Raw genomic sequence first — 26,915 nt, 5'->3', positions numbered from 1 at the left:
CTTCGGTCATCTGGATGTCCGCCTACCAATTTTCTCCGTAGCGTCGCGCCCAAGCAGCGGAGGTCTGCCACGCTAGGCGGGATCCATTTCGCGGTGTCAGTTGCCGAAATGTGGGTACAATCCCTTGCCGTTTCGCAATTCCGGCTCGGCCAAGGAGTGGGCCACATGTACTTGTGTTCTCGGCCGAACTCGCGTTCTGGCCGTTGGCGTCGACAGGTATCTTAGCGATCTGCGGGAATCGGGTGTCGAATCGCTGCCCCGAAAGGGCAGTACTGACTCACCTCTTACGGCGATACTTGAAGAAAGCGCCCAGTTTTTCTCTGTTTTGGTGTCTTTGGGTGGCATAAATGAAGTTTTTTAGGGCCTTTTTCGGTACCAAATTTTTGCAAGAAACCTATGGCCCTAAAAGTCCCTATAATTAGTCTTACCCGCATTGCCTCAAGTGGTGAAGGCTGTTGGATAATAGTGGACTTGATCATTCAAAATGAACGCATTTGAGTAAGGCCATCAGAATTATTTCTTTTGCATCAATAGTATAGTCGATCGATCCGAATTGACACATCTCTTGTCTCAGAAGAGTCAGGTATCTTGTCAAAAATCTATTTGGTAATCTGAGGCCACATTATAGTGTTACGTTCAATGGAATACGTAACACTATAATGTTTGGGGTTGAAGGTATTGGACACACTAAAATGTTTAATTAGTTTCATAAAAATGAAAACGCACTATAATGTTAATTAAAACAATAGCTTAAGCTTTCATTGTGTGCGATGTATTTCCACGTGACAGGAGGCATGACATGAACAAGGTAAACAGTGACCGACTAATGACGCGGCAAGAAGTTGAAGAACGACTTGGAATCTCGAAGCGGTTCTTAGAGGTGTCTGCAGCACAAAAGTTGGGGCCCGCATTATTTCGTATTGGCCGATCTGTGAGGTATTCGGAGGCTGATATTCGACTTTGGATCGATCAACAGCGCGACGATCTGAGTGCTTAGGGTAGAATACATTCGCATACGAAAGGTGAGGGAACTCAAACGCCTAATTTTCTCTTACATTTAGTTTGCCTAAAAACCGCAGAGATTGACCTGCAAAGAAATAATATTTTACCTCAATGGAGACTTGGAATGTCAACGTACACGTTGGGCAAAGGCTACCCTATTGCCAATCATAAAAATCAATACTCAACAGCAGAAATTGAAAGCGAGGAGGGAAATACTATTAAGAACCGCTCATTGACCGCATGTCAGAATTTACCACAACCTGCATTGAACCGAACAATTGATGATGGCCACGACTTGGTGCGGGAAGCTTTTGACAGAACCGAAGAAACAGTTCCGTATAATCCCGCCAACGAGAATCCAAATCCGATCAAAAAGGCCCATCTGCACGAAGCTAGCAAGAGTGGTCTTGGACGTGGATCTACGGCTTTGCCTCATGAATGCCGTGAACTTGTATCCGACGGTAAAGTAATGCTGACAAGCAAGTTTAGCAAAGGGGAGAGCTATGCCTCCACTCCCCAATCAGAACCCACCCCGCTCTTTGGGATATTGAGAGAAGCAAAACCAGTGCCCTGGGAAAGGCTTGGCCCGTTAGCCGATCCGATAGTGGAAGATCCTCGCAATCGAACGCACGTAGACGGCGAAAACCGAGCACCTGATGAAACACGCATAACACTCATTGGATGGGAAGTAATCCAAGCTGCTTTCGACAACCCAATCGAGGTCTGTCCAGTCGATTTTATGGATAAGAATTCCGTTAAGCGGCCGAATACCAATCGACACAACCGTGCTGCCGAACTCGACGAAAAGCCGGGGGTGACGAAATGAGCTGTGATCCTGCCGAAAATCTGGCCGAACAGAAAGTTCGCAGATTTGCATTCATTGGCCCTCTGAATGGCGTGTTCAATCTATTTGAGGCTGGAAATGAACTGCGTCGATTTAGAGCGAATGCTGAAGGCACTTCTCGTTTTGCGGCCGGTATTGCCGATCAATTCAGTGACGAGCTGGAGGCGTGGGAATGAGGCCTGCTCAAGCAAATGAAAAGGGTGACCGTGCGAGTGATCCAATCGTGCCGCTCGGGCATAAGAATGGTACGTACCACTTCATTTCACCAAGCGGCGAATTGCGCAGCATGAAGGCGGAAGGCCTGGAGGCGGGGCGTGGTGTGAAGGCGCTTTTCAGCGGCATAAGCGAAGAGATCGAGAGCTGGTGTCATATCAATTTCTTAGGGTCCAACGGTGTTTGGTCGCAAAAGGATGCTGGACATTGGATCATCAAAGCTTGCAACGTTAGAGGCATCTTTGATCCTGCAACCGCAGATATGAGATCTATCGGCGTCTGGCGTGATGACAGCACGAGGGCAATTGCCCACTGTGGAGACGTTGTCGTCTCAGCGGACGGTAACGTCATTCCACTTGCGGAACACAAAGCCAAGTACATTGCGATTGGGGCTTCTCCGATTAACCGGCCTGCAGACAGCCTACGGATCGCTATACGCAAGCACCACAGGGAGCCTCTCATCTGGGTATAGATCAATGGTCGTTTTTTGCTCGGGCCGCAGTCTGGCAGAAGTTGATGCTGAAATTGGGTTTGAGCGATTGAAGGTCATTCACGCGATCATTGCCGCAAACATTCCAGAGCGACCGGATCAGAGTGATGATGGTATTTTTCGAGTGAGAGAAGCGCCGCTTACGCCGAAAGAGCACGATGTCCTGTGTTGGCTTGCGTGCGGTTTGCGCAATGATCAGATCGCCTTCAAAGGGAATATTGCGGAGGTCACAGTTCGTAAACACCTGATAAACATTCGACATAAGCTGGGCGCTGCGACGCGCGAACAAGCGATTGCAATCGCGATTCGAGATGCATGGATTTCCCTGTGAGCCGGTGACGCCCGTCTGTGGATGTTTTGACATTGGTGTCGGTCAAAGTGGTGATCCACGCAGCACCTCACGCCAAACCGTGGCTTAGAACTGTTCTTAAAAACTGCGTCTAACGGTCATTTTTGTATTCTGTTGCCTATGCAGGGTAGCTCTAAACAAACTGTCCGATTTCGCCCTCTGTGTGATTATATCGGATTCGATAAGTTGTTTTCATCTGCAAAGAAGACAAGCTTGGGTTCAATTGTTCCAGCGTGTGAAATATTGCTAAGGGGTGTCGGTTCGTTTCAATGCCCTAACGACTGCAATGTGGGATAAAGCGGCCTGGCTCCCAGCTGCACGAAAAGCTAGCCGAACGTCTGTTCTAAATGCCAATGCGTTTGATCAGCGCTTACATCTGCTCAACAATTCTTTGGGAGGCGTTTCACGGGGGAATGTCGTGGTAGGGTTTTAATTTATGGGAAGTCTTCCACAGGTTCTAGATCACGTGGACCGCATTCTGAAATGCACTTCTATAAGCGACGTCTGGGCCCTCCATGCGGAACAGATGAGTTTGTATGGATTTGATCGCCTGCTTTATTTAGCTACTAGTTTTCGAGAACATGGCCGCTGGGGAGAAAATGCGGACGTGCTGGTTTTAAGCAACTACAATAAGGATATTATCGACCACTATGTTGGCAAGGGACTTCACAAGAAGGCCAACATGGTGCCTCAAGAAAAATCCAAACCTGGCGCGTATAGTTGGCGTGAATTTCTGGAGCGGCAAAAACGCGGTGAAATCACTGACGATGAGAAAGAACTCGGTGAGCTCCGTACCAAGTGGAAAATTCATGCAGGTTATACCATTTGGTTCGACGAAATCAGCGAACGAAATAATAGCGTTATGGGTCTTGGCGCAAACCGAAAGCTATCTCAGGATCGTGTGGATGCTCTCTGGGCGCAGAAGGGAAGTGAAATTTTCCTGCTGTCAATCCCGGAGTAAAATCGGTCAGCGTCCCGGAGAGAAATTGGCCAATTTGTCAGCTCCTTGGCTTCAGTTGGGTTTGTTCAGGCTGTGCGGTTTCGGCTTTGGTTCAGCCGATAGCTTTCACCATTCATCTCCAGGATATGGACGTGGTGTGTCAGGCGGTCGAGGATGGCACCCGTGAGGCGTTCTGATCCGAAGACCTCTGTCCATTCATCGAACGGCAGGTTGGATGTGATGATGATGGAGCCGCGTTCATATCGTTGACTGATCACTTCGAACAGCAACTCGGCCCCGGTCTTGGAGAGTGGCACGAACCCAAGTTCGTCAATGATCAGCAAATCTTGGGCTGCTAGTTGTTTTTGGTGTCGTTGCCAATGTCTGCTTTGTGCAAATTCCTCCGGAAGTGAAAAGCGACAACTGCGGTTGTCCCAAAAACACGCGACCCTCTTTTTCAAATCTGAGTTACAAGTACAGTTTCGTGTTTGAAGAGCTTTGCCAATTCCATCTCGCGGGACGCGAACTGTCCATCGCGTGCCGTTACCAATACCAACTTCCTGAACGACGTATCGGGCAGGCCAATGCTCTCGACAGACTCAGACCGATACCGCTCGACATCTGGTGTTGGCAAAAGTGTGAACCCGAGACCCACTGAAACGCATTCCATGATCGCTTCGAGGTTATCCAGAACGATCGTTTCCGCACCTAGAGGGCGTTCGTGTTGAAGCATTTCGTTCGCGATGAGCTTTCCGATCCCCGTATTAGGCATGAAATGAAAAAATGGGTGCCCGTGCAGCAGTCCCTTAAGGCCACCTGCCATCAGAGACTTGTGCGCCGCAAATACAATTGGCTCCTCTCGCAAGACCAGTTCGATAAGCCCATCGGGCACTCCGTCCGTATCGGTGATAACGGCTGCATCAAGTTGTCCGCTTATGACCTTCGCCTGTAAAGTTCTGGAGAGGCCTGTTTCAAATTCAAATGACCCTTGCGGCGCGTCGCTTTTCGCTTTTTCCAGAAACCCTGGCAGCAAACGAACAGCCGCAGTTGTGACGAAACCGATACGGAAATGTCCGACAAGTGTATCTGTAGGGCGGCAAATTTTGAGAAGGTTGTCCTCACATTGCAGCAGCGGAATTGCTTTCTCTACAATGGTTCTCCCTATCGGAGTAAGCCGTGGTGGCCGAACGGAGCGGTCAAACAGGTTTACGCCAAGTTCGGCTTCTAGGGCCTTAATTTGCATCGAAAGCGCTGACAATGTCATGTTTGACTGTTCGGCGGCCTTTGCAAATGAGCCCACTTTAGAAACGCGTACGAGAGTTCTTAACGACCGTGTCTGCACAAAATCAGCTTTCTTGTATTTAACGTCCAATCATATTTGATTGAACTGAATATATGCAAGCTTACTCTGGCGATATCATTTGAGAAGGACACGCCATGAGACATCCGCTTGTTAACGTCGCAAAAGAACTGGCACCGGGATTTGAAAACCGTGCGCCCGGATGGGACAGCTCACGGACGTATTGCTGGCAGAATGTAAAAGAGCTGGCCGACGCCGGCATTATGGGAATGTCGATCCCGAAAGAGTATGGCGGGAAAGGTGCGAGTTTCCTTGATGTGGTGATGGTGGTTGAGGAAATTGCTAAAGTCTGTGCCCTGACCGCGCGCGTTGTTGTCGAAGGCAACATGGGCGGCATCAGCGCCGTTATGGGCTACGGCAGTGATGGGCAAAAAGCATTTTGTGCGCCGCATGTGCTGGCCGGTGACAAACCCGCGATATGCATAACCGAAACCGATGCAGGGAGTGCGGCCACAGAAATGCGCACAACGGCCCGCAAACAAGGCGACACATACATCCTGAATGGCACCAAGCATTGGATTACGGGCGGCGGTGTATCGAAGCTTCATCTGGTCTTTGCCCGTGTTCTTAACGAAGCGGGCGTTGAACAGGGGATTGGCGGCTTCATTCTGTTTGCTGACCCGATTTCTGGTGAAGTCCCGCAAGGGTTCAGCATCGCTGGTCGAGAGCGGACCTTGGGTCTGTGCGGTATGCCCGAAGCGGAGTTACGTTTCGAGTACGTCGAGGTCCACGAGAAATGGTTGCTCAAGCCGCCATCAGGTTTGAAACGCGGTTTTTCTGATTTGATGAATGCCTATAATTCGCAACGTGTGGGTGCCGGTACTATTGCAATGGGTGTTGCCGCAGGAGCGCTTGAACAGGCGAAACGTTACCTCCTTGAGCGCGAACAGTTCGGCCGCCCCCTTGCGGAATTTCAAGGTTTGCAGTGGATGCTGGCGGATATGGACACACAGGTTCATGCGGCGCGTTTACTTTTACATCAGGCAGCAGCCTCGCACGGGCCGAACGGCAGCCAATTCCCTGATATGACCATGGCCGCCCGCTCCAAACTCTTTGCCTCAGAGATGGCGATCAAGGTGGTCAATGACGCGCTCCAGATGTTTGGTGCCCGCGGCTACAGTGACAAAGAACCGCTTGAACGCATGTATCGCGACGTGCGGATGTTCACCATTGGTGGCGGAACCGCTCAGATCTTGCGCACGCAGCTGGCTGGAAGCATTCTTGGCATCAAGACGCCACAGACGCGGGACGGCTATATGCGCGTTTCAGACATGGGTTCAAACGCCGCCGAATGAGGAAAGTAATACGCCTTTTGGGTTCCAAGAGTTTGTAGATTTCCTTGATGCAATCAGTGAAATTGCAACAACCCCGCCTGCCGATAATTGATTGAAGCCGACATTCGTGCAACCTGCAGCATTCTGTACATTGGGCCCGAAGCCGCCTTTCGCTGCGGCTTGATCGAAGGTCGGCATTGGGCCGGGAAACGGTCCTTGAAGCGTGAATGCCGAACGGCAACTTTGTCCCGCATCGCAGACATTCATTTAGCGCGCAACGAACGGCGGCTCTGAGCCCAGAGTAATTGATGGAGCGGCCTGCACATTTCAAGTTAAAGTTGGAAATCGGGCATTTGTCGCGATGTGTTCGGATAAGGGCGTGGTGCCTGTACTAGCTGGATAGAGGCCGCTACTCGTGTTCGCCATCATAGCGGCGACCCGAACCGTTTGCGAACAAATTGGGCTTCTTAGCAGCTGCGGTATAAGTTGCGACCGTAATCGCAGTGGCTCCTATCAACACAGTGTGCCCAAGAATGCTTGCGGCAAGCATCGTATAGCTCCCGATAGAGATGGCAAAAGCAACTGCCCACATTAACGCCAAAGCCTGCAACACGTAGTGTCGTGTCGCAACATCTGTAATGTTACGAAGCGGGCTGACATCAGCATCAAATATGAAGTTCCATCCGTTAATGATAAGTTGTTTCATCGAGCGTTCCCTACTGATCCGACTGCCCCCAGGGGGCTCGCCACTATGTTTCTACGTGCATCCATTGTTAACGATACGGGGGAATGCTCCAGATGGATCACTTAGCGGTTGATCGATCCAGTATGCTTTGCAAGCCAGAGCTATACACTTCGCCCGCACCACGCTGGAGCTATGACTGAATCTGGTGTTTGGGGGATTTGAAGGTTGGCGGCGTATCTGGTTGATTTGTTGTTGCGAGACAGCAGCCCAACCGAAGGAGATACACCACCATGGAAACGACTAACATTGTTGATTTTTCGCGTCGAGACGGGATCACGGACGCGCTGACGGATTTATTGAGAACAGGAGCGCAGCAATTGATCGCAACAGCCGTTGAAGCTGAGCTTGAAAGCTATCTGTCTCAGTTTACCACCGCGCGCACTGAGGCCGGTCATGCGACTGTTGTGCGCAATGGGCATCATCCCGAGCGCCCGTTCCAAACGGGCATCGGCCCCGTGAACGTGCGCATTCCCAAGGTTCGCTCAAAAAACGGCCAGCCCGTGACATTCCATTCGGCCCTGGTGCCACCGTACGTGCGCAGAACCAAAACGTTGGAAGCGGCCTTGCCATGGCTGTATCTGAAGGGCATCTCCAGCGGTGAAATGGGCTCGGCTCTCAAGGTTCTTCTGGGCCCTGATGCGGCGGGATTGTCGGCAAATACGGTCTCACGGCTCAAGCGCGATTGGGCCAACGAATACGGCGAGTGGAGAAAGGCAGCGTTGGACGATGAGCCCTTGGTCTACATCTGGGCTGACGGTGTCCACAGCGGCCTTCGGGGCGAGGATGACAAGCTCTGCGCCCTTGTGATTGTGGGGGTAACAGCCCGTGGCAAGAAGCGGTTCTTGGCTATTGAGGACGGGGTGCGCGAGTCCACGCAGAGCTGGCGCGAGGCTCTCCTCAGCCTCAAAAGCCGGGGAATGAACGCCCCGAAACTTGCTATTGGAGATGGTGCCATGGGGTTCTGGGCCGCCATAGATGAAGTCTATCCTGAGACCCGTCATCAACGCTGTTGGCAACACAAAACTATGAATGTGCTCAACTGTTTGCCCAAGCTGTCTCAGCCAAAGGCCAAAGCTGCGATCCACAACATCTGGCAGGCTGAGACCAAAGATGATGCGGGCAAGGCCTTAGATTTGTTCATCAAAACCTACGAACCCAAATACCCCAAGGCGACGCTGTGCCTGCAAAAGGACCGCGAGGAACTCATGGCATTCTTCGACTTTCCAGCACAACACTGGCAAAGCATCCGCACCAGTAATCCAATTGAATCCGCCTTTGCCACGATCCGTCATCGCACCAAACGATCAAAGGGCTGCCTCTCACGCGACGGCATGCTGCACATGATGTTCAAGCTGGGGCAATGCGCCGAGCAAAACTGGAGGAAACTACGCGGCTTTGACTACCTCGCCAAAGTCATCACCGGCGTCGCATTCAAAGACGGAATTGAAGCCACTGAAAACAGCCAGATCGCCGCATGACCAGAAACCCTTAAACACCAGATTTGACAATAACTCACCACGCTGGTCCGTCGGACATAGCGATAGTTGACTTGGATCAAAGCAATAGTTGCTGGTTTAGATAAGCTTAAGTCTCAAAAGGAGATGTGCCATGGCTAAAGAGAAGCGGGGCCTAATTGAGGCTGATGAGAACGACAAGAAGTCCGTACAGGAGCTTTTGGAGATACGTAAAGAGCATCAGCAGAAGAAAATCGGTGAGGTAGATCATAACATCCAAGAGATGCTGCAAGAAGAATTTCATCAGGTATGGGACGATACGATCATGCCAGCGCTTGAACGCCTCAAACGTACTAGCGAAACACTACTCGAGCGTTTTAGCGACTATGAAGACGAATTCAAAGGTTACTTGAGGGACCGAGAGCCCGATGTGGATGTAGAGTTACTTGCAGAAATCTACGGTTATCCTCCAAGGGCCAAAGCTAATGAAAAACAGAATGAGGATAGTGATAGGGAAATGAAACTGGATTCTTGAGATAAGAAGAAACTGCTAGCCAACTACGACAAGGCGAAAGAAGCCAGGTAGCTACCCGTGTTGATTTTACTGTCGGGCTAATCGCATGTTCCAACTGAACCAGTTGCGCACATTCTGCCATCGCTCCAAGTTGCTCTGCTCAGGTTCGCGCCGCTTAGGTTGGCATCATTTGCTGACTGTCTATGCGGCTTTGTTTCACCACCTGAACACACACTGCCTCGTGCAGCACAGCCCATTTGACGAAAAGGCCCTAACGTCCGCTTGTGCGCGGTATGGCGTGCCAATGATAACGTCACATTGGATCAACAGCGTCACAGTTGCCCGTCAGGCATGGCCCGCGTTGAAAGGGGCAGGGGGGCATGGCCTCGCGAACCTAAAAAGGCACCTTGGCCTTAATTTTCATCACCATGACGCAGGCGAGGACGCACGTGCCGCGGCCACGGTTGTTTTGAAGGCAGAGGATATTTTGGGCAGGGCATTTTCTCACCTCAAGATCAATCGCCAGTTGGCGTTTCAGTTTGAAGATCGCTCAGAGGATTAGTCGTGGTTGGGCGGATTGGAAAAGCCGCACTGCAGCAGCCAGGTAGATCGGTAAGGGGCGACTTGCGCTATTTGTCGTTGTGACTGCGCTTGTTAGCAAAACATAGACGATCGCCGTCTTGACGCCCTCAAATCCATGAAATATGCATACTTTTGTTGAGCGGGTGTTGTGTAATGGTTAAGACCCCAGTTTTCCAAACTGGAGATGGGGGTTCGATTCCCCCCACCCGCTCCAGAAATTCATTTCCGACAGATCACCTACCAAAGTGGAGTTATTGATAATGCAACTTTTTGAAATTAAATGTTTTATTAAGTTTTGAGCGCAAGCTTTCCGAACTGAAGATGAGGGTTCGATTCCCTCCGCCCGCTCCACACCTTCTTCCAAGACAGTCGAGACTCGCTTGACCCCGTGCGTCGACGCGGCCATGAACCGTTCATACGCGACAAAGGAATGCGCATGGCCAAGCCTCCAACGCCCCCACAAAGCAACGAAACAGAACGCGCAACGTCTCGCGCTGTAAGTGGGCTTCGCGCATTATTGCCGTTTATGCGACCTTATCGGGTGCTGATGGCACTGGCAGCATTGGCACTGACGTCGACGGCAATGATCTCACTCGCGCTGCCGCTTGCGGTGCGCCGGGTGATCGACAACTTTGGTACGTCCAACCCTCAATTGCTCGATCAGTATTTCACAGCTGCTTTGGTGATAGCTGCTCTCCTCGCTGTCGGGACGGGCCTGCGCTATGCACTTGTGACGCAATTGGGCGAACGCGTCGTGGCAGACATCCGCCGCGCTGTTTTTGATCAGGTCATCGGGATGAGCCCTGCATTCTACGAGCGCATCATGACTGGCGAGGTCCTGAGCAGGATCACAACCGACACGACCCTAATCCTCAGCGTGATCGGATCATCGGTGTCCATTGCATTGCGGAACATACTTATCTTTGGCGGCGGGCTGGCGTTGATGATGCTGACCTCTGCAAAATTGACGGGTTTGGTTCTTCTGATTGTGCCAGTTGTGGTGGTGCCAATCCTTACTTTGGGCCGGAAACTTCGGGTTATCAGTCGCGAAAATCAGGACTGGATAGCGGCAAGCTCAGGCAATGCGTCCGAGAGCCTATCGGCCGTTCAAACGGTGCAAGCATTCACCAATGAAACGACGAGCCGAGGCCAATTCGCGGAGATGACGGAGGCGTCATATGACGCCGCGCGCCGCCGGATTAGGACCCGCGCTGCAATGACGGTGATTGTGATTTTTCTGGTCTTTTCGGGCGTTGTTGGCGTGCTCTGGATTGGCGCGCACGATGTGCGCGGCGGGAATATGAGTGCGGGCGCGTTGGTGCAATTTGTCATCTATTCCGTTATGGTGGCCGGTGCTGTTGCAGCCCTTTCTGAGATTTGGGGCGAATTGCAGCGCGCCGCGGGGGCGACCGAACGCTTGGTTGAATTGCTTCAGACCAAAGATTCCGTGGTTGACCCACAGGTGCCGGCGATGCTGCCAGACCCAGTTGTGGGCCGGATAACTTTCGAGGATGTGAATTTCTCCTATCCTGCTCGTCCGGGAATAGTTGCACTTGATGGTGTGGATTTGGTGATTGAACCGGGCGAGACGGTCGCCTTCGTGGGACCGTCCGGTGCGGGCAAGACCACCATCATTCAGCTCATCTTACGGTTCTATGATCCCCAAGAGGGGCGGATCACGTTGGATGGTTTCGATCTTCGCGATCTGACGCGCGATACCTTTCGTCGTTCGGTGGCGCTGGTTCCGCAAGACCCTGTGATTTTTGCGACCTCTGCGCGCGAAAATATCCGTTTTGGCCGCCCCGATGCCACGGATGCTGAAATCGAAGCTGCGGCGCGCGCGGCTGCTGCGGACGAGTTTCTGCGTGCATTGCCCGAAGGGTATGACAGCTATCTAGGCGAACGCGGTGTAATGTTGTCTGGGGGTCAGAAACAGCGCATTGCCATCGCCCGTGCCATTTTACGAGATGCGCCGGTGTTGTTGTTGGATGAAGCCACAAGCGCGTTGGACGCGCAAAGTGAACGCGCGGTTCAGCTTGCTGTTGAGGACCTTAGCGCAGGGCGTACCACGTTGATTGTCGCGCATCGATTGGCGACGGTCAAAAAGGCGGACCGCATTGTTGTGCTCGAGGCGGGCCGCATCGTGGCAGTTGGTACGCATGATGATTTGGTCGCAAAAGGCGGGCTGTATGCGCGATTGGCGAAGCTTCAGTTTACCGATGGGCTTGCCGCAGAATAAATGCATCACCTAGGTTCGGTCGTTTTCGCTTGCCATGAGCAGGTGGTGATCAGACAATCCAGTGTGTTTTAACCAATAGGAGTATCAAAATGGGTCTGTGGAGTTTTGTTAAAGGCGCAGGGAAGAAAGTCTTTGGCGGCGATGACGACGCTGAGGTGTCTGGTGCAGCGCTGCAAGATGAGCTGAAAGAGCTTGGCCTTGACGCTGAAGGTATCGACATCACTGTTGACGGCGACAAGGTCAAAGTCACAGGCAAAGCCGTTAGCCAAGAGATGAAGGAAAAAGTCATCCTTGCAGTAGGCAACGTCGAAGGGGTCGCGTCCGTTGAGGATGATGTCGCCGGTGGCGAAGGTGAACCCGTTTTTCACACCGTCGAAAAGGGCGATACTTTGTGGGCGATTTCAGCCAAAACGCTTGGAAATGGCGCGCGGTACGAAGAGATCTTTGAGGCTAACAAGCCGATGTTGAGCCATCCTGACAAGATCTACCCCGGGCAGATGCTCCGCATCCCTGCGGCATAATCGAAAATAACTCACGCGCTCCGTCGTTTCGGGGCGCGTGTTGGGTTTTGGGCCACGCAAGCGCGTCTGATAGGGCGTGTTAATTGTTTTTGAACGTGACAAAACTGAGTGGCAAAGATGTGCGCGATCGTGGCAACCTCTTCAACCCCAGTAAATAGGGCCAAGAGCCTGGTTTGAATGCCTCCCAAATCGTCTGCAGTTCGCAAACAGTCTAAGTCAGCACAGTGGTTTCAACCGCTAGAATGATTATCTGAAAACTTGTCTGGACTAAATCATCGGCCACATCCGAGTTTGAAGAGAGCCAGGCTTGAGAGACCGCAGCGCTGATGGGGATGTAACCGGTCGGCCGGCCACAAATATCGGTATTTGAGGCGTTTGAACCATACAATCCGCACAGATTTTATGACGTAGCGTATTACGGTTAGGCTTTATCTTGAATTTTATGCGGTAGGGCTGCATCGTTGTACACTATAGAGTGCAGTGCCGGAAAAACTGGCGCGCGGGGAGGACGACCATGACGTATGCTGGGTACAAAGATCGCAATGCCATTGAGGCGGAAATGTCGTGGGATACGAGCGACAGTCCTAAGACGCTTTACCGTTTGCTGGAGGGAACCGCGAAGAAGTTTCCGAACCACAATGCGATAAGTTATCAGATCTTCTCTGGCCCCAAAGACAAAGCAGAGACGCTGTCATGGTCACAGTTGTTGGAAAAGACGGCTCAGACCGCGAACCTCTTTCGCAGCCTTGGCATCGGACCCGATGACGTGGTGGCCTATATTCTACCAAATTGTAACGAGACGGCGATCACGCTTTTGGGTGGCGCAGTAGCCGGGATCGTAAACCCGATCAATCCCTTGCTGGACGCCACGCAAATCGGTTCAATCCTGCGCGAGACGAACGCCAAAGTCGTCGTGACCCTGCGGCCTTTCCCGAAAACGGATGTCGCAGAAAAAACGGCTGAAGCCGTGGCTCTTGCTCCCAATGTCACTACCGTGATTGAAATCGATTTGGTGCGCTATCTGACGCCGCCGAAATCTTGGATTGTACCGCTGATCCGGCCCAAGCTTACGACCCAGAACCAAGCGACCTACCTTAATTTCAACGCGGAAATTGCCAAGCAGCCTAAAACACTGAGCTTTGAAGACCCACAAGAAGACCGCGTCGCCTGCTATTTCCACACTGGTGGCACAACGGGCATGCCAAAGGTTGCGCAGCACAAATACTCTGGACTGATCTACAACGGTTGGTTGGGCCACCGGCTACTGTTCACAGAAAATGACAACATCATGTGTCCGCTGCCGTTGTTTCATGTCTTTGCCTGCCATGTGATCTTGATGGCGGCGATCCACTCGGGCGCGCATGTGGTCTTTCCCACGCCGCAGGGGTACCGCGGCGATGGTGTGTTCGACAACTTCTGGAAGCTGATCGAGCGTTGGAAAATTACGTTTATCATCACGGTTCCGACGGCGATCTCTGCCAAGATGCAGCGCCCAATTGATGCCGATGTGAGTACCGTCAAAACGGCATTCTCGGGCTCGGCTCCGCTACCTCTTGAGCTGTTTCGCCGATTTGAAGAAGCGACGGGTGTTACGCTGATCGAAGGTTACGGCCTGACCGAAGCGACTTGCTTGGTGTCGATCAACCCACCTGATGGCGAAAAGAAGGTTGGCTCAATCGGCATTCCTTTCCCGCATACCCAAGTTAAGATCATTAAAGGCACTGCAAAAGGGCTTGTTGAAGCAGGCGCGGACGAAATTGGTGAGATTTGCGTGTCAAGCCCTGGCGTCTATGCGGGCAACACCTACACGGAGGCGGATAAGAACAAAGACCTGTATTATAAGGATGAATTCCTGCGAACAGGTGATTTGGGCCGGATCGACAGCGATGGGTATATCTGGATAACAGGGCGCGCCAAGGATCTGATCATTCGAGGCGGGCACAACATCGATCCCGCTGAAATCGAAGAGGCGCTGCTGGGTCATGAGGCCGTTGCATTCGCTGGTGCCATTGGGCAGCCGGATGCCCACGCGGGCGAAGTGCCTTGCGCCTTTGTTGAACTAGTGCAGGGGGCATCGGTGACCGAAGCGGAGCTGACTGCCTTTTGTAAGGACAGGGTCAAAGAACGCGCGGCTCAGCCCAAGCACATGACCATCATGGATGAGCTGCCCAAAACGGCGGTGGGCAAGATCTTTAAGCCTGATCTGCGCCGGCATGCGATCAATCGCATTTATAACAAAACGCTGGAGAGTGCTGGCTGTACTGCGCGCGTCGATCACGTGGTTGATGACAAAAAGCGCGGGCTTGTCGCGATGATCGCAATGAACGGCGAGGACCATGCGGCAGTGGGTAAATGCCTGGATGCGTTCGTCGGTCAGTGGGAGCCGGCTGCTTGAGCGGACCCGATTATGCCAAGCTTTTGGATGCGGAGGTCTGGGCCTATATCGAGCGTGGTGCGGAGTTCTATCCGCCAAATGCCGTAGCCCTCAGCATCCAAGAGCAGCGCGCGGTCTACAACGCCATGTGCGCGGCTTTCCATCAGGGTTATCCTGAAGGTGTGACGGCACAAGACGCCCCATTTGGCGGCGTTCTTTGCCGCATCTACCAAAGTGCATCCCCAGTTACGGTCATCTATTATCATGGCGGCGGTTTCGTGGTTGGGGACCTTAACAGCCATGACGATGTCTGCGCCGAGATTTGTGCGGGCACCGGCTACCGGGTGGTATCTGTGGACTACGCTCTTGCGCCCGAAACGATGTTCCCAGGGTGTTTTAACGATGCTTGGGCGGCGTTCGATGCAATCCAAAAAACCTATCCCGGACCGATTGTGCTGGCGGGCGACAGTGCGGGGGGCAACCTTGCCGCGGCTGTTGCTCATCATGCGCGGGGCAGGGCGGTAGACCGGGTTATTGGCCAAGTTCTGATCTATCCCGGATTGGGCGGTGACCGTGGCCAAGGATCCTACATAACCCACGCCAATGCGCCCGAACTGACCACAGCAGATATGGCATTCTACATGAAGGTTCGTTTTGGCGGTGCCGTGACACCCAAGGGAGACCCACGATTTGCGCCGTTACAGGACAGTGATTTCTCCAATCTGCCCCCCAGCGTTTTGATCACTGCAGAATGCGATCCACTGGCAAGCGACGGCGAAGCTTACTGCAACGCGCTGGTGGCTGCGGGCGGCAAAGCGGTCTGGATCAACGAAGCTGGCCTTGTCCACGGATGCCTGCGCGCGCGTGTCATGTCGCGAAAGGCTGCCGAATTCTTTGACAAGGTTGTGGACGGTATCGCAGCGCTTGGCCGTGGTGATTGGCCTTACTGACGACTAGCTTAAAAAGCTCTTGGCCTTCATGCTTGCAGGTATTGGTGCGCCAAGCCGGCTCAGGATGGTTGGTGCAAGCTGTAGCTGATCAATCACCGTATCCACATCTGGGCCCTGAGCGGGACCAAAGTAATAAAGCCCCGCGTCTTGTTGCAACGGGTCCCGGCCACCGTGGTGGCCACGCTCATCTTGGCCGTGATCCGCCGTGACGATGATTTCGTAGCCAGCATCCAGCCAACGGGAGATAAAGGGCGCAAGCATTTCATCCATCACAGCGCAGGCATGGTCCATTTCCTGACAATCGTGGAAATAGCGATGCCCCATACAGTCGAGCGTGCAGGTGTGCAGCATCCCGTAGTTCAGGTCGAACCGCTCGCAAATATTGGTCAGCGTCCCAAAAAGATCGACGTCACTGGGCGTCATCTGATTGATCTGCCCATAACCCGTCATGGTGTGAAACCGTCCGTGGTTGATGGTGTCGCTTGCGGGCTCATCGTATTCAATATCGCGTACGAAATCGAAGGGGTGGCGGTTAAAGAACTCTGACCAAAAGCTATGCGCAACGGCCCCGGTTACACCGCCGCCCGCGCGCACCTGAGAGAAGACGTCAGGCTGGCTCAGCCGAAAGACATTCCCATTGCCGGTGCACCCATGTGTCGCCGGGGCCACGCCTGTATGGATGGATGCATAGCACGACGCCGAAATGGACGGCAGGACTGACCGGATTTTCCAGACTCGCGCATCTCCGCTGTCGACCCAGCCTTCGAGATTGCCAAATAACCTGCGCCAATTGCGCCACGGGACGCCGTCCAAGATGATCAGCAGAAGTTTGTTGTCCATGATAGGCCCCTTCGGTGTTTTCGGTATCTGAGCGCAGCTTTGTCGGGTGCGCAAGTACCATTAGGTTGCGCCAAAGGAGATTTCATAGCTTTGGAGTCGACCAAGAAGTAACCCAAGCGCGCCGCTCGCGCGGATGTGAGGAACCCGTGATCAATCTGTCATCTCACGTGGATGGGATTTGACCTAGAGTGCAGGAAAATGGAACCGAATGAGGGCTGCATGGCAAAGACATCTAAAACCAACCGGCGCAAGCAAGCACAGGTGGACAAACAACAAACAACCCCGGCGGAACCTTCGCGGCGCAATGTGCTCAAGTTGGTCCGAAATGGCGCGATCGGGGCCGTGGCCCTCGGTGGTGCTGGGTATCTCGGTCGGGGCTGGTTCAACGAGTTCCTTGAGGAACATGACCTGACGCGCCTGGGGCAGGGCAAGCCGGCAGTTGTTCAGGTGCATGACCCCACCTGTCCGATCTGCACCGCCCTGCAGGGGGAAACACGCGCCGCCATGAAGCAATTTGGCGAGTGTGACCTGTTGTATCTGATTGCAGATATTAAACAGGAAAACGGCGCGGACTTTGCCGCCAAGCACAATGTGCCACACGTAACGCTTGTGCTGTTTGACGGCGCAGGCGGAGCGACACAGGTGCTTAGCGGTATGCGCTATGTCGACGAACTGCGCCCGCTTTTAGCGGGGCATTTCGAGACGCATGGGATCAAATCATAAGCCTATTTAATTCCCGGCACTTTCCATTTTGCGATGCGCAATAACTTCCTCAAGCCAGCCGATCTTCATCTCAGGTACTGAGCTGAGCAGGAGATCGGTGTAGTCATCAAACGGCGGTGACAGCACCTGAGATTTAGGTCCGTACCGCACAACTTCGCCCTGAAACATAACCGCGATGCTGTCTGCGATGGCTTTCACCGTCGCCAGATCATGGGTGATGAACAGATAGGCTACGTCTTCGATTTTCTGCAAACGCAGCAACAGCTTGAGAATGCCATCAGCCACCAGCGGATCCAGCGCCGATGTAACCTCGTCGCAAATGATCAACTTGGGCTTTGCCGCCAAGGCGCGCGCGATACACACGCGCTGTTTTTGACCGCCCGACAACTCAGCCGGATAGCGATCCTGAAAACCAGTTCCCAGCTCGATCTCATCCAAAAGCTCTTGGAGGCGCTCTTGTTTCGCTTTGCCCTTTAGGCCGAAATAGAACTCGAGTGGGCGACCGATGATGGTGCCAACAGTCTGGCGCGGATTCATCGCCGTGTCAGCCATTTGGTAGATCATCTGCAATTCGCGCAAATCATCCAAAGGCCGCGTGGCTAGATCAGGCGTCAGCACCCGTCCGTCAAAGGTTATCTGCCCAGCAGAAGGGGGCAAAAGCCCTGTGATCACGCGTGCCAACGTGGACTTACCTGATCCACTTTCGCCAACCACCGCCAGAGTTTGACCGGGGTGCAGCTCAACGTTGATGTCTTTGAGGACATCGAAATTGGTGCCTTTGTAACGCGCAGTGATGTTCTCAATCCGTAGCACTGGCGTATCGGTAGGGGTCTTTTCTTCGTGCTGAATCGAACGAACAGAGACCAGCGCTTGAGTGTATTCCTCTTGCGGGTTGTTGATGATCTGATCGGTGGTGCCGTATTCGACCATCGCACCTTGTTGCAAGACCATGATGTGATCGCTGACCTGCGCCACAACGGCAAGGTCATGGGTGATATAAAGTGCTGCAACGCCTGTATCACGGATTGCTTCTTTAATTGCGGCCAGCACGTCGATCTGTGTTGTCACATCCAACGCGGTTGTTGGTTCATCGAATACCACAAGATCAGGCTGCGGGCACAGAGCAAGAGCCGTCATGCACCGCTGCAACTGACCACCCGAAACTTGGTGTGGATAGCGGTTGCCGATATTTTCTGGATCCGGCAGACCCAGCTTAGTAAAGAGTTCAATCGCCCGTTTTTCAGCGTCTCGTTTGGAGAACTTGTTCTGGATAACAGCGGCTTCGATCACTTGTTCCATGATCTTTTTTGCCGGGTTGAACGACGCGGCCGCAGATTGTGACACGTAAGTCACCTCTGCACCGCGCAAACGGCGCACATCGCGCACACCCGATTTGAGTACGTCGCGCCCGTTAACCCAGACCTCGCCGCCCGTCAGTTCAACACCGCCACGACCATAAGCCATTGCAGCAAGACCAATGGTGGATTTACCCGCACCGGATTCGCCAATCAGGCCAAGCACTTTGCCGGGCCCCAGATCGAAATCCACGCCGTGCACGATCTCGATGTCACGCGGACGTTCGCCCGGTGGATAGATCGTCGCACCAATCTTGAGTCCGCGTATTTTGAGAAGAGGTTCCGTCATCCTCGGCCCCCTTTCAGTGATGTGGTGCGATTGAGGACCCAGTCGGCAACCAGATTGATTGAGATGCACAAAGTGGCGATGGCATAGGCAGGATAAAGAGCAGCCTGAATACCGTAGTTGATGCCTTCTTTGTTCTCTTTCACGATTCCACCCCAATCCGCGAGCGGTGGCTGAACGCCAAGACCGAGGAAAGATAGGGTTGAGATGAAGAGCACCATGAAGATGAAGCGCAGGCCCATCTCAGCGACGAGAGGGGAGAGAGCATTCGGTAGTGTTTCACGAAAGATGATCCAGCCAATTTTCTCACCACGCAGGCGCGCGGCTTCGACATAGTCCATAACGGTGATGTCGACCGCAACGGCGCGGGCCAAACGGAAGACCCGTGTGCTGTCGAGCAGGCCCATCAGCAGGATCAGGATTGTGGTTGTGGTCGGCATAACCGACAGAACCACAAGCGCGAAGATCAGCGATGGAATGGACATGATCAGATCGACAAAACGGCTAATGGCTTGATCCACCCAGCCGCCGGAAACAGCCGCAAAGAAGCCCAGAACAGACCCTGTTACAAAGCTCAGGATTGTTGCCATCGTTGCGATGAAGATCGTTGTACGTCCCCCGTAGATGAGGCGCGTCAGCAAGTCACGACCAATGCTGTCGGTGCCAAGCAAAAACTGTGATGACGAAGGTTCCCAAACATCGCCGACAACTTCGGCCATACCATATGGAGCAAGCAACGGCGCGAAGAGTGCCATGAGGAAATAGAGCGCTGTGAAGAACAGGCCGATCAATGCGGAGATTGGAATGTTCTTCATTTTGGATGCCTCAGTCTTGGGTTGGCAAGAATGGACACGATGTCAGCGATCAAGTTCAGACCGATGTACACAGCCGCAAAAATCAGGCCACAGGCTTGCACAACCGGAACATCTCGTTTGGACACGTGGTCCACAAGATATTGTCCCATGCCCGGATAGGCGAACACAACTTCAACAACCACAACACCAACAACCAGGTAGGCGAGGTTGATCATAACGACGTTCACAATAGGCGCGATGGCGTTCGGAAAGGCGTGTTTGGCGATGATTTTCAGCATCCCCATACCCTTGAGTTCTGCGGTCTCGATATAGGCGGACTGCATCACGTTCAGGATTGCGGCGCGGGTCATACGCATCATATGTGCGAGCACCACGAGGGTGAGAACCATGACTGGGATGGCAATCGCGTTGAGCTTTTCAGCAAGGCTCATGCCGTCGTTGATGATCGCAACTGAGGAAAACATGCCCCATTTGATCGAAACCCAATAGATCAGGACGTAGCCGATCATGAATTCAGGGATGGAAATGGTTGTCAGCGTAACAGCCGAGATCACTTTATCAGGCCAGCGGTCTTTGTAGCGAACAGCCAAGAGGCCAAGGAATATTGCCAGAGGGACAGAGATAACTGCAGCCCAGAAAGCAAGGAAAAGTGTGTTTTTAAGTCGGAAACCAAGGCTTTCAGCAATGTCGCGGCCATTGGTAAGAGCGGTGCCCAAATCTCCTGTTAGGAAACCTCCGAGCCATTGGAAGTAGCGGGCCACGGGCGGATCGTTCAGGCCCAGGCTTTCGCGCAGGTTGGCAAGGCTTTCGGGGGTCGCAGACTGGCCCAGAATTTGTTGGGCCACGTCGCCGGGCAGCATCATTGTGCCGCCAAAAATAAGGATTGATGCTGCGAAGAGAAGCATCAAGCCCAGCGATACACGCTGGACTATCAGTTTTGCTATTGGATGCATTAGTTCAAGACGCCCTTAAGCGTCGTTCACCCAGCATCTGATCATTGCTTTGTTGTTCATCATGCCGCCGTTGCCATCGGTAACCCAACCGCCGAGGTTGTTGGATACACCCGAGACAAAGTCGTTGAACATTGGCAGGATCAATCCGCCTTCTTCGTTCAGCATGCGGCCCATCTGGGAATAGATTTCCTTGCGCTTGCCGTTGTCCAATTCAGCCTTGGCTGCATTGAGCATCGTGTCAAACTCAGGTCGCTTCCAACGGGTGTCGTTCCAGTCAGCTGTCGAAAGATAGGCTGTGGAATACATCTGGTCCTGGACCGGACGACCGCCCCAATAAGACGCACAGAATGGTTGTACATTCCAAACTTCTGACCAGTAACCATCGTTTGGTTCACGCTTGATTTCCAGTGGGATACCAGCGGCTTGCGCTGTTTGCTGGAACAGAGCTGCGGCATCAACAGCGCCCGGGAACGCACCGTCTGCAACGCGCAGAACGATCGGTGAGCCGTCATGGCCTGATTTTGCGTAATGCTCTTTGGCTTTCTCGATGGAAAATTCACGCTGTGGAATTGTGTCATCAAACAGCGGGTAGGACGAGTTGATTGGCATGTCGTTGCCCAACGAACCGAAGCCGCGCAAAATCTTGTCGACCATTTCTTGACGGTTAATCGCATATTTCAGCGCCAGCATCACATCGTTGTTGTCAAAGGGTGCTGTGTCCACATGCGCTATAAAGACATAGTGGCCACGTCCCGAAGCGGACTGTACCGAAAGGTTTGGTGCACGGTCCAGAAGAGCTGCAACTTTGGGATCAACGCGGTTGATGGCGTGAACCTGACCAGACTGCAGGGCAGCGGTACGTGCGGTGGCGTCGTTCAGGACAAGTTGTTCAATTTCATCGGCCCAACCACGGTTCTCTGAATCCCAATAGTCTTCGCGGCGTTTGAATGCGTGACGGACGCCTGGCTCGTCGATTTCAAGCGTGTACGCGCCTGTACCGATCGCGGCACCTGGATCGTCCATACCACCGTTTGGCTGGATCATCAGGTGGTAGTCGGCCATCAGGAACGGCAGGTCAGCGTTTGCTGTTTCAAGATCAACGATGAAGTTATCGCCGTCGACTTTCATCCCTGCGATGCCTTTCATGATGCCCAGAGCACCCGATTGGCTGTCTTCATTTGAATGGCGTTCCATTGTTTTCAGAACGTCTTCCGCTGTCATGTCCTTGCCGTTGGAGAAAGGAATGCCTTTGCGAATTTTGAAGACCCACTGCTTGGCGTCGGCAGATGCCTCAACACTTTCGGCCATCCGGTAATCGATTTCGCCGTTTTCAGTGACTTCTACAAGTGTTTCACCCCAAGCGCGCAGGTTGTTAAGCGGCACTTCGGACGCTGTCAGGGCAGGGTCTTGTGTGTTTGTGGACTCGCCACCGTCAGAGGCAACGCGCAACATGCCGCCGCGCTTTGGCGTTGCGTGGCCATCAGCTTTTGCAGCGTCAGACAGCATGGTATTTGCAACCGCTGCCGTTACACCCAGTGCAGCTGCGCGGCCGACAAATTCACGGCGCGTCATCAGGCCCTTCGTGACCTTGCTACTTAGAAATTTGAGTTGATCGTTCATTTTGGTTCTCCCGTTAGATTTTTAGCGTCTTTTATGCGCTGTTTTATTGATTGATGAATCAACGTCGCGCATTTTCCCACGTCTCGCAAGTGGTAATGCCCCGACGGCGTGACGGCCTTGTTACAGCGCATCCCGCGGAATGCTGTCGTGTAGCGTGCGGGTATAGATTTGGACGTCGTTCTCAAATGCATCAATCTGCGCAGTTAAATGAAAGGTTTGCGCATCAGCCCACATCTCGCAGGATGTCTCTGTGCGCAGGACGATATCATCGCGCTCCAGCTCATCGCTCCAATGACAAGTCCCGCGTGCGGACAATGGATCATCAGGATGGATATCCCAGCGTTCTCGCGCAATCGATCCAGCAATCAAGCCGTGGCTTTCATCGCGTTCCTTGCCAAAATCATCCTCAATTACCAACGACACCATCCCGGTTGTCATATCAACTTCGCGCCGTCTGACATGTGCAGCTTCGCGCAGGGTTTCCACTTTCCACGGGGCGGCTGCATCGGGGGGAGGAAAACTGACCTCGTCACCGCCCGGACTGGGCCGCTGGGGCAGGGTGATCTGCCCGGATTTCAACGACAGCGTAGCGGCCTCAGGTGCCGGCCAAATCAAGGGCCAATAGGCGGTTGATACGGCAACCCGCAACCGGTGCCCCTTTGGCACCCGGTAGGCGATTTGATCAAGCGCAACAGTAACCTCTTGAACGGTTCCCGGCTTCATCGGTTCCGGATTCGCAGCTCCGTTTCGATGGCTTAGGTTCAGCACGCCATAGGTGATCCGGGTACTGGCCCCATCGGGATGCAAATGACACAGCCGAACGGCGATCTGGGCCTGCGGGCGGTCCGCACTTAGGCGTAAATTCAAACGCGGCGCGCCGACAATGTCCATATCCGCGGCCAAAGGTGCGCTGTCAAAACAGCTCGAAAGTGCATCATCCTCGCGTTGGTCCCCCGGCATTTCCGGACCCAACCAAATGGCGCAATACTCTCCCGACGCCCCACCACAATGAGCAGGAGAGGCGACTGTCTCGGAAAGCGCCCCCGGTGCATCGCTAAGCGCGGCATCTGTCAGGTGAAGGGTTTGAACTGGCAGATGCCTTGTGGCCCCTTCAGCTTCGGCTATCCAGCGACCCGGCCGATTTGCATACCATGTCGCGGGGCGCACGCCATCCATCAGGTAGGCACGGTAGGCGGGGTCATCTTCAACGCCGGTTTCTGCGTCTTTTAACCAACGGTCCCACCAGCGCAGTGCTTCTTGCAAAAAGCCAATGCGCGGTTCGGGCACGGCGAAATGCGGGTACTTATGCACCCACGGCCCGACGATACCCTTGGCCCCGGGTAACGCTTCAACCAACTGCGGCACGGCATTTTTATAAGCATCGCCCCACCCCCCGACGGCCAGAACTTTGGCCTTGATGGCGGAATAATCCTCAATGACTGAGCCGTGCTCCCAATAGGCGTCGCGCCTTTGGTGGCGCAGCCAGACAGACGGCAAAAACGGTTCGTTTTCCAACCGGTCCAGCCACATCTCGCGCCAATTTTTGCGCAGCGCAGGATCGGGTGCGCGCGAGGAGTACGACCACATCGTCGCCCCCCAACCTAGGTTTTCATTCAAGAGGCAGCCACCCTTGTAGTGGATGTCATCGGCAAAACGGTCCACGGTCGAACACAGCGTAATGATGGCCTTGAGCGGCTCTGGAGCCAGCGCTGCGACCTGTAGCGAATTGAAGCCGCCCCAACTGATCCCCATCATCCCCACGCGGCCATTGCACCAAGGCTGCGAAGCGGCCCAATTCACGATTTCGACGGCATCGGCCAGCTCTTGGGCGGTGTATTCATCCGTCATGATCCCTTCACTGTCGCCATTGCCGCGCATGTCCACGCGCAGACAGGCATAGCCGCGGGCCGCAAACCATGGATGGGTCAGCGCGTCGCGCGCACAGGTGCCGTCGCGTTTTCGGTAAGGCAGGAACTCCAAGATCATCGGGACCGGATCATCGCCCGCATCCTGCGGCATCCATGCCCGTGTGGACAAGCGGGTGCCATCGGACAGTGTGATCCCCATGTCGGGATCTTCGGTAATCTCGCGGAGGGTGTTGGGGGTATGTGTCATAAGGCTAAGCCTCTTCGCCCAAACCCTTGCTGTCAATGCAATATCCCTACGGCGCGTCCGTATCCATCCAGATCGTCACCGGCCCATCGTTGGTCAGGCGCACGGCCATATCCGCACCAAAGCGTCCAGTTTCGACCGTGATACCCAAATTGCCAAGATGCGTGGCAAAGGCTTCGTACACCACTTTGCCCTGTTCGGGGTCCGCAGCACCTGCAAAACCCGGACGGTTTCCGCGTGATGTATCCGCAGCCAAGGTGAATTGGCTCACGACCAATGCTGCACCACCGGTTTGCACCAGACTTAGGTTCATCTTGCCTTCCGCATCCTGAAAAACCCGCAGCTTGCTGATCTTGAGCGCGAGGGCAGATGCCGTGTCTCCGCTGTCACCGGGCATGGCACACACTAAGATCAACAACCCTGCGTCAATACCAGCAATCTGTGCGCCATCTACACTGACTGATGCATCACTGACCCTCTGGATGAGGGCCCGCATCAATCAGCCCAATCAATAATGTCATCGGGGGTGGCACGCTCTGTTTGGAAACTATTGGCGGGATGGTCCTTGTCCGCATATCCCAGTGAAATCGCGCAAAGGATCAATCGATCCTCAGTTAATCCAAGATGTTCGCGCAGCAAAGGGGCGTATCCTGCAATCGCTGCCTGCGGGATCGTGGCGATCCCTAAAGCCGTCGCGGCCAGCGTAAAGGCGGTGACAAAACCGCCGCTGTCCATTGCGCCGTAGGGCCCCAGTTCGGCGGGCGAAGAGACGATTGCCACATGAGGCGCATCGAAAAAGGCGTAGTTGCGTAGCATCTGCTGCATGCGGCCCACGCGGTCAGATTTTTCGATGCCAACAGCATCATAAAGCTGAAACCCGCATGTCCTGCGTCGCTCCGCATATGCGCCAGAATACCCTGACGGCCAGTCAAGATCGGGCTTTGGCACGGTGCCTTTACTCGCGGCTTCAGTAAGGGCTGCCCGCAAGGTTTCAGTTCCAGCACCGCGGGTCATGGTGACCTGCCAAGGTTGCGCGTTACACCACGACGGCACATGGCGCGCGGTCGCGACAATCTGTTTCAGCACATCCTCTGGGACGGGTTCGGGCAGAAACGCCCGGCATGATCGGCGCGTACGTAAAATGTCGGTGAGGGTATCGATTTTGTTCATTGGTTCATTGCCCATGCATAGCCTACAGCTCCGGCGACAAGCAGGCCGGCGATGATGGCAAAGATGATTTTGATCGTTGAATAAGGGCGTTCGCCTTGGACCCGGCCCGTGCGGCCATTCACGACAAACCGAAACGTCCGCCCACGATATTTGTAAGCTGCGAGCCAGACGGGCAACAAGATATGTTTGAATGTCATCGCATCCATATCCGTACCGATCGAATGGATGCGCTGGCGGTCGCCGCCAATGTCGAATTTCACGTCACGCTCAATCACTCGGTCCATGTGTTGGCGCGCTTCGCCAAAGCCTGCTTCTAAGGAAACGGTATAGCCCTCTGCCCGGAACCCGGCGAGGTATTCGGGCGCGTAAGGCTCAAGTGCCGACAAATCCCAAGGCTCAAGCGCATCCGTAAACCGTTTGGGCAGCGATGTTGCAGCCAGCACCAGTACATCATCAAAAAACCGCGCAACGCGACCAGAGGCGCTGCGCCAGCGTACTTTTGCAACGCGTTGTTGCGTGCGTTTGCCGTCGCGCATGACGGTGCGGGTTTCATAATAAACCGTGCCACGCTCGCCAGTATAACGCGACCGGGTTTGCGCATCGAAGGTCCAATAGGGCACGTAAATGCCGTCCATCTTGCGCCCTTTACGCGCGTATTCCTTGAGGCCACCGGGCGCGAACCACAACTGTCCCAGCCAATCCGTCATTGCCCCACGGGCCAATTCCTCGGTCAGTCCAAAGGGCAACACCGCGCGCGGTTTGATATGCCGGTGCGTGCCGGTGTCGATGACAACAGGCGTCGCACAAAAGGGGCATTCGGTTGCGTGCTTGTCGGGGTCGAATTCAACTTGAGCCGCGCAGTTGGGGCATTGCGTAACGCGGGTTTCTTCCATCTCGGCGCTGCCAAGATCTTCGGCAAGTGCGCGCTCGAGATTGAGCTCGGTGATTGGCGTTGTGCGAAATCCGCTGCCTTCGATGACCTCGGTATTGCCACAGTGATCGCACACCAATTGCGCCGCTTGCGGTTCATAGCGCAAATCTGATCCGCATTCATCGCAAGGAAAGCGGTGCATATCCGTGATCGGTGCAGGAGGCGTGTCGAAAGGGGGCATTATGCGCCTTTGGCTGAGGGTTGCTGCAACATTCAATCTTGGTCGGCTGAGGTCAACCTCGCGGGGGGCTATCTGATC

General features: G+C 53.9%; 26 protein-coding genes, 1 tRNA gene and 1 pseudogene. 16 read left to right on the top strand and 12 right to left on the bottom strand.

Features of this window, described 5'->3' with window-relative positions; all coding sequences use genetic code 11:
• The first annotated feature begins 799 nt into the window (after positions 1 to 799).
• From C1J03_RS16925 to C1J03_RS16905, 6 genes are all read left to right on the top strand, one after another.
• A complete protein-coding gene (locus C1J03_RS16925; RefSeq protein WP_114887656.1) occupies positions 800 to 997 on the top strand; it encodes a helix-turn-helix transcriptional regulator in 198 nt (65 codons plus the stop codon).
• A gap of 129 nt (positions 998 to 1,126) precedes the next feature.
• Positions 1,127 to 1,828: a hypothetical protein gene (locus tag C1J03_RS16920; protein WP_114887655.1), complete on the top strand. Its 702-nt coding sequence runs from the start codon at positions 1,127 to 1,129 to the stop codon at positions 1,826 to 1,828.
• Positions 1,825 to 2,022 carry a hypothetical protein gene (locus C1J03_RS16915; protein WP_114887654.1) on the top strand — a complete coding sequence of 66 codons (198 nt, stop codon included), beginning with the start codon at positions 1,825 to 1,827 and terminating at the stop codon, positions 2,020 to 2,022. The genes C1J03_RS16920 and C1J03_RS16915 overlap by 4 nt, the downstream gene beginning before the upstream one ends.
• Entirely contained in the window at positions 2,019 to 2,531 is a 513-nt protein-coding gene (locus C1J03_RS25385; RefSeq protein WP_162798573.1) for a hypothetical protein, read from the top strand. Before C1J03_RS16915 ends, C1J03_RS25385 begins: the two co-directional genes overlap by 4 nt.
• 67 nt (positions 2,532 to 2,598) lie before the next feature.
• Complete coding sequence (locus tag C1J03_RS25380) at positions 2,599 to 2,880, top strand: helix-turn-helix domain-containing protein (protein WP_162798572.1); 282 nt, start codon at positions 2,599 to 2,601, stop codon at positions 2,878 to 2,880.
• A gap of 484 nt (positions 2,881 to 3,364) precedes the next feature.
• The gene (locus C1J03_RS16905) at positions 3,365 to 3,859 is read left to right on the top strand and encodes an autoinducer binding domain-containing protein (protein ID WP_162798571.1); all 495 of its coding nucleotides are present in this window, start codon (positions 3,365 to 3,367) and stop codon (positions 3,857 to 3,859) included.
• 65 nt (positions 3,860 to 3,924) lie between these two features.
• Here C1J03_RS16905 and C1J03_RS16900 read toward each other — a convergent pair.
• Positions 3,925 to 4,215 (bottom strand): annotated as a pseudogene (locus C1J03_RS16900) (ATP-binding protein); the annotation flags it as partial.
• A gap of 80 nt (positions 4,216 to 4,295) precedes the next feature.
• A complete protein-coding gene (locus C1J03_RS16895; protein WP_302661628.1) occupies positions 4,296 to 5,180 on the bottom strand; it encodes a LysR family transcriptional regulator in 885 nt (294 codons plus the stop codon).
• A 95-nt stretch (positions 5,181 to 5,275) separates the two neighbouring features.
• Here C1J03_RS16895 and acdA point away from each other — a divergent pair, with 95 nt between their 5' ends.
• Complete coding sequence (gene acdA / locus C1J03_RS16890) at positions 5,276 to 6,493, top strand: 3-sulfinopropanoyl-CoA desulfinase (RefSeq protein ID WP_114887650.1); 1,218 nt, start codon at positions 5,276 to 5,278, stop codon at positions 6,491 to 6,493.
• 388 nt (positions 6,494 to 6,881) lie between these two features.
• Here acdA and C1J03_RS16885 read toward each other — a convergent pair whose 3' ends face one another.
• The gene (locus C1J03_RS16885; protein WP_114887649.1) at positions 6,882 to 7,178 is read right to left on the bottom strand and encodes a hypothetical protein; all 297 of its coding nucleotides are present in this window, start codon (positions 7,176 to 7,178) and stop codon (positions 6,882 to 6,884) included.
• 269 nt (positions 7,179 to 7,447) lie between these two features.
• On the opposite strand from C1J03_RS16885, the gene C1J03_RS16880 reads away from it, so the two are divergent.
• The 8 genes from C1J03_RS16880 (at position 7,448) to C1J03_RS16845 (ending at position 15,851) form a co-directional block, all read left to right on the top strand.
• Positions 7,448 to 8,695 carry an IS256 family transposase gene (locus C1J03_RS16880; RefSeq protein WP_114883178.1) on the top strand — a complete coding sequence of 416 codons (1,248 nt, stop codon included), beginning with the start codon at positions 7,448 to 7,450 and terminating at the stop codon, positions 8,693 to 8,695.
• Between the two features lie 130 nt (positions 8,696 to 8,825).
• Positions 8,826 to 9,206 (top strand): hypothetical protein, encoded by a 381-nt coding sequence (locus C1J03_RS16875; RefSeq protein ID WP_114887648.1) that lies wholly within the window; start codon positions 8,826 to 8,828, stop codon positions 9,204 to 9,206.
• 85 nt (positions 9,207 to 9,291) lie between these two features.
• Entirely contained in the window at positions 9,292 to 9,747 is a 456-nt protein-coding gene (locus C1J03_RS16870) for an exonuclease domain-containing protein (RefSeq protein WP_368073906.1), read from the top strand.
• Positions 9,748 to 9,906: 159 nt separating this feature from the next.
• Positions 9,907 to 9,981: transfer RNA gene (locus C1J03_RS16865), tRNA-Gly, on the top strand.
• Positions 9,982 to 10,203: 222 nt separating this feature from the next.
• A complete protein-coding gene (locus tag C1J03_RS16860; protein ID WP_114887647.1) occupies positions 10,204 to 12,006 on the top strand; it encodes an ABC transporter transmembrane domain-containing protein in 1,803 nt (600 codons plus the stop codon).
• Positions 12,007 to 12,095: 89 nt separating this feature from the next.
• Entirely contained in the window at positions 12,096 to 12,527 is a 432-nt protein-coding gene (gene lysM, locus C1J03_RS16855; protein ID WP_114887646.1) for a peptidoglycan-binding protein LysM, read from the top strand.
• 514 nt (positions 12,528 to 13,041) lie between these two features.
• Positions 13,042 to 14,922 (top strand): acyl-CoA synthetase, encoded by a 1,881-nt coding sequence (locus C1J03_RS16850; protein ID WP_114887645.1) that lies wholly within the window; start codon positions 13,042 to 13,044, stop codon positions 14,920 to 14,922.
• Positions 14,919 to 15,851 carry an alpha/beta hydrolase gene (locus C1J03_RS16845; RefSeq protein ID WP_114887644.1) on the top strand — a complete coding sequence of 311 codons (933 nt, stop codon included), beginning with the start codon at positions 14,919 to 14,921 and terminating at the stop codon, positions 15,849 to 15,851. Before C1J03_RS16850 ends, C1J03_RS16845 begins: the two co-directional genes overlap by 4 nt.
• A 3-nt stretch (positions 15,852 to 15,854) precedes the next feature.
• Here C1J03_RS16845 and C1J03_RS16840 read toward each other — a convergent pair whose 3' ends face one another.
• Positions 15,855 to 16,691: an alkaline phosphatase family protein gene (locus tag C1J03_RS16840; protein ID WP_114887643.1), complete on the bottom strand. Its 837-nt coding sequence runs from the start codon at positions 16,689 to 16,691 to the stop codon at positions 15,855 to 15,857.
• Positions 16,692 to 16,910: 219 nt separating this feature from the next.
• Here C1J03_RS16840 and C1J03_RS16835 point away from each other — a divergent pair, with 219 nt between their 5' ends.
• Positions 16,911 to 17,414, top strand: coding sequence for a hypothetical protein (locus tag C1J03_RS16835; protein WP_114887642.1), 504 nt, complete (start codon positions 16,911 to 16,913; stop codon positions 17,412 to 17,414).
• Positions 17,415 to 17,420: 6 nt separating this feature from the next.
• Here the strand turns inward: C1J03_RS16835 and C1J03_RS16830 are convergent, their stop codons facing one another.
• The 8 genes from C1J03_RS16830 to C1J03_RS16795 all read right to left on the bottom strand — a co-directional run bounded on the left by C1J03_RS16830 (position 17,421) and on the right by C1J03_RS16795 (position 26,837).
• Complete coding sequence (locus tag C1J03_RS16830; RefSeq protein WP_114887641.1) at positions 17,421 to 19,058, bottom strand: ABC transporter ATP-binding protein; 1,638 nt, start codon at positions 19,056 to 19,058, stop codon at positions 17,421 to 17,423.
• The gene (locus C1J03_RS16825; RefSeq protein WP_114887640.1) at positions 19,055 to 19,870 is read right to left on the bottom strand and encodes an ABC transporter permease; all 816 of its coding nucleotides are present in this window, start codon (positions 19,868 to 19,870) and stop codon (positions 19,055 to 19,057) included. The genes C1J03_RS16830 and C1J03_RS16825 overlap by 4 nt, the downstream gene beginning before the upstream one ends.
• Positions 19,867 to 20,823: an ABC transporter permease gene (locus C1J03_RS16820; RefSeq protein WP_114887639.1), complete on the bottom strand. Its 957-nt coding sequence runs from the start codon at positions 20,821 to 20,823 to the stop codon at positions 19,867 to 19,869. Before C1J03_RS16820 ends, C1J03_RS16825 begins: the two co-directional genes overlap by 4 nt.
• A gap of 15 nt (positions 20,824 to 20,838) precedes the next feature.
• Complete coding sequence (locus tag C1J03_RS16815) at positions 20,839 to 22,443, bottom strand: ABC transporter substrate-binding protein (RefSeq protein ID WP_114887638.1); 1,605 nt, start codon at positions 22,441 to 22,443, stop codon at positions 20,839 to 20,841.
• 120 nt (positions 22,444 to 22,563) lie between these two features.
• A complete protein-coding gene (locus C1J03_RS16810) occupies positions 22,564 to 24,558 on the bottom strand; it encodes a CocE/NonD family hydrolase (RefSeq protein WP_114887637.1) in 1,995 nt (664 codons plus the stop codon).
• 46 nt (positions 24,559 to 24,604) lie between these two features.
• A complete protein-coding gene (gene dtd / locus C1J03_RS16805) occupies positions 24,605 to 25,051 on the bottom strand; it encodes a D-aminoacyl-tRNA deacylase (RefSeq protein ID WP_114887636.1) in 447 nt (148 codons plus the stop codon).
• The gene (locus C1J03_RS16800) at positions 25,051 to 25,725 is read right to left on the bottom strand and encodes a nitroreductase (protein WP_114887635.1); all 675 of its coding nucleotides are present in this window, start codon (positions 25,723 to 25,725) and stop codon (positions 25,051 to 25,053) included. The genes dtd and C1J03_RS16800 overlap by 1 nt, the downstream gene beginning before the upstream one ends.
• On the bottom strand, positions 25,722 to 26,837 hold the full coding sequence (locus C1J03_RS16795) for a TFIIB-type zinc finger domain-containing protein (protein WP_114887634.1): 1,116 nt from the start codon (positions 26,835 to 26,837) through the stop codon (positions 25,722 to 25,724). The genes C1J03_RS16800 and C1J03_RS16795 overlap by 4 nt, the downstream gene beginning before the upstream one ends.
• Between the last annotated feature and the right edge of the window lie 78 nt (positions 26,838 to 26,915).

The organism is Sulfitobacter sp. SK012, assembly GCF_003352085.1.
Classification (GTDB): domain Bacteria; phylum Pseudomonadota; class Alphaproteobacteria; order Rhodobacterales; family Rhodobacteraceae; genus Sulfitobacter.
Note: the sequence above shows the minus strand (reverse complement) of the source record. Positions and strands in the feature narration are given on the sequence as shown.

What these genes read in the sequence shown, in the direction of transcription:
- C1J03_RS16815 (WP_114887638.1), bottom strand. Translation starts at nt 22,443, where the DNA reads ATGAACGATCAACTCAAATTTCTAAGTAGCAAGGTCACGAAGGGCCTG.
- C1J03_RS16875 (WP_114887648.1), top strand. Translation starts at nt 8,826, where the DNA reads ATGGCTAAAGAGAAGCGGGGCCTAATTGAGGCTGATGAGAACGACAAG.
- dtd (WP_114887636.1), bottom strand. Translation starts at nt 25,051, where the DNA reads ATGCGGGCCCTCATCCAGAGGGTCAGTGATGCATCAGTCAGTGTAGAT.
- C1J03_RS16840 (WP_114887643.1), bottom strand. Translation starts at nt 16,691, where the DNA reads ATGGACAACAAACTTCTGCTGATCATCTTGGACGGCGTCCCGTGGCGC.
- C1J03_RS16825 (WP_114887640.1), bottom strand. Translation starts at nt 19,870, where the DNA reads ATGAAGAACATTCCAATCTCCGCATTGATCGGCCTGTTCTTCACAGCG.
- C1J03_RS25385 (WP_162798573.1), top strand. Translation starts at nt 2,019, where the DNA reads ATGAGGCCTGCTCAAGCAAATGAAAAGGGTGACCGTGCGAGTGATCCA.
- C1J03_RS16880 (WP_114883178.1), top strand. Translation starts at nt 7,448, where the DNA reads ATGGAAACGACTAACATTGTTGATTTTTCGCGTCGAGACGGGATCACG.
- acdA (WP_114887650.1), top strand. Translation starts at nt 5,276, where the DNA reads ATGAGACATCCGCTTGTTAACGTCGCAAAAGAACTGGCACCGGGATTT.
- C1J03_RS16925 (WP_114887656.1), top strand. Translation starts at nt 800, where the DNA reads ATGAACAAGGTAAACAGTGACCGACTAATGACGCGGCAAGAAGTTGAA.
- C1J03_RS16800 (WP_114887635.1), bottom strand. Translation starts at nt 25,725, where the DNA reads ATGAACAAAATCGATACCCTCACCGACATTTTACGTACGCGCCGATCA.
- C1J03_RS16810 (WP_114887637.1), bottom strand. Translation starts at nt 24,558, where the DNA reads ATGACACATACCCCCAACACCCTCCGCGAGATTACCGAAGATCCCGAC.
- C1J03_RS16870 (WP_368073906.1), top strand. Translation starts at nt 9,292, where the DNA reads ATGTTCCAACTGAACCAGTTGCGCACATTCTGCCATCGCTCCAAGTTG.
- C1J03_RS16860 (WP_114887647.1), top strand. Translation starts at nt 10,204, where the DNA reads ATGGCCAAGCCTCCAACGCCCCCACAAAGCAACGAAACAGAACGCGCA.
- lysM (WP_114887646.1), top strand. Translation starts at nt 12,096, where the DNA reads ATGGGTCTGTGGAGTTTTGTTAAAGGCGCAGGGAAGAAAGTCTTTGGC.
- C1J03_RS16795 (WP_114887634.1), bottom strand. Translation starts at nt 26,837, where the DNA reads ATGCCCCCTTTCGACACGCCTCCTGCACCGATCACGGATATGCACCGC.
- C1J03_RS16920 (WP_114887655.1), top strand. Translation starts at nt 1,127, where the DNA reads ATGTCAACGTACACGTTGGGCAAAGGCTACCCTATTGCCAATCATAAA.
- C1J03_RS16835 (WP_114887642.1), top strand. Translation starts at nt 16,911, where the DNA reads ATGGCAAAGACATCTAAAACCAACCGGCGCAAGCAAGCACAGGTGGAC.
- C1J03_RS16830 (WP_114887641.1), bottom strand. Translation starts at nt 19,058, where the DNA reads ATGACGGAACCTCTTCTCAAAATACGCGGACTCAAGATTGGTGCGACG.
- C1J03_RS16915 (WP_114887654.1), top strand. Translation starts at nt 1,825, where the DNA reads ATGAGCTGTGATCCTGCCGAAAATCTGGCCGAACAGAAAGTTCGCAGA.
- C1J03_RS16820 (WP_114887639.1), bottom strand. Translation starts at nt 20,823, where the DNA reads ATGCATCCAATAGCAAAACTGATAGTCCAGCGTGTATCGCTGGGCTTG.
- C1J03_RS16850 (WP_114887645.1), top strand. Translation starts at nt 13,042, where the DNA reads ATGACGTATGCTGGGTACAAAGATCGCAATGCCATTGAGGCGGAAATG.
- C1J03_RS16885 (WP_114887649.1), bottom strand. Translation starts at nt 7,178, where the DNA reads ATGAAACAACTTATCATTAACGGATGGAACTTCATATTTGATGCTGAT.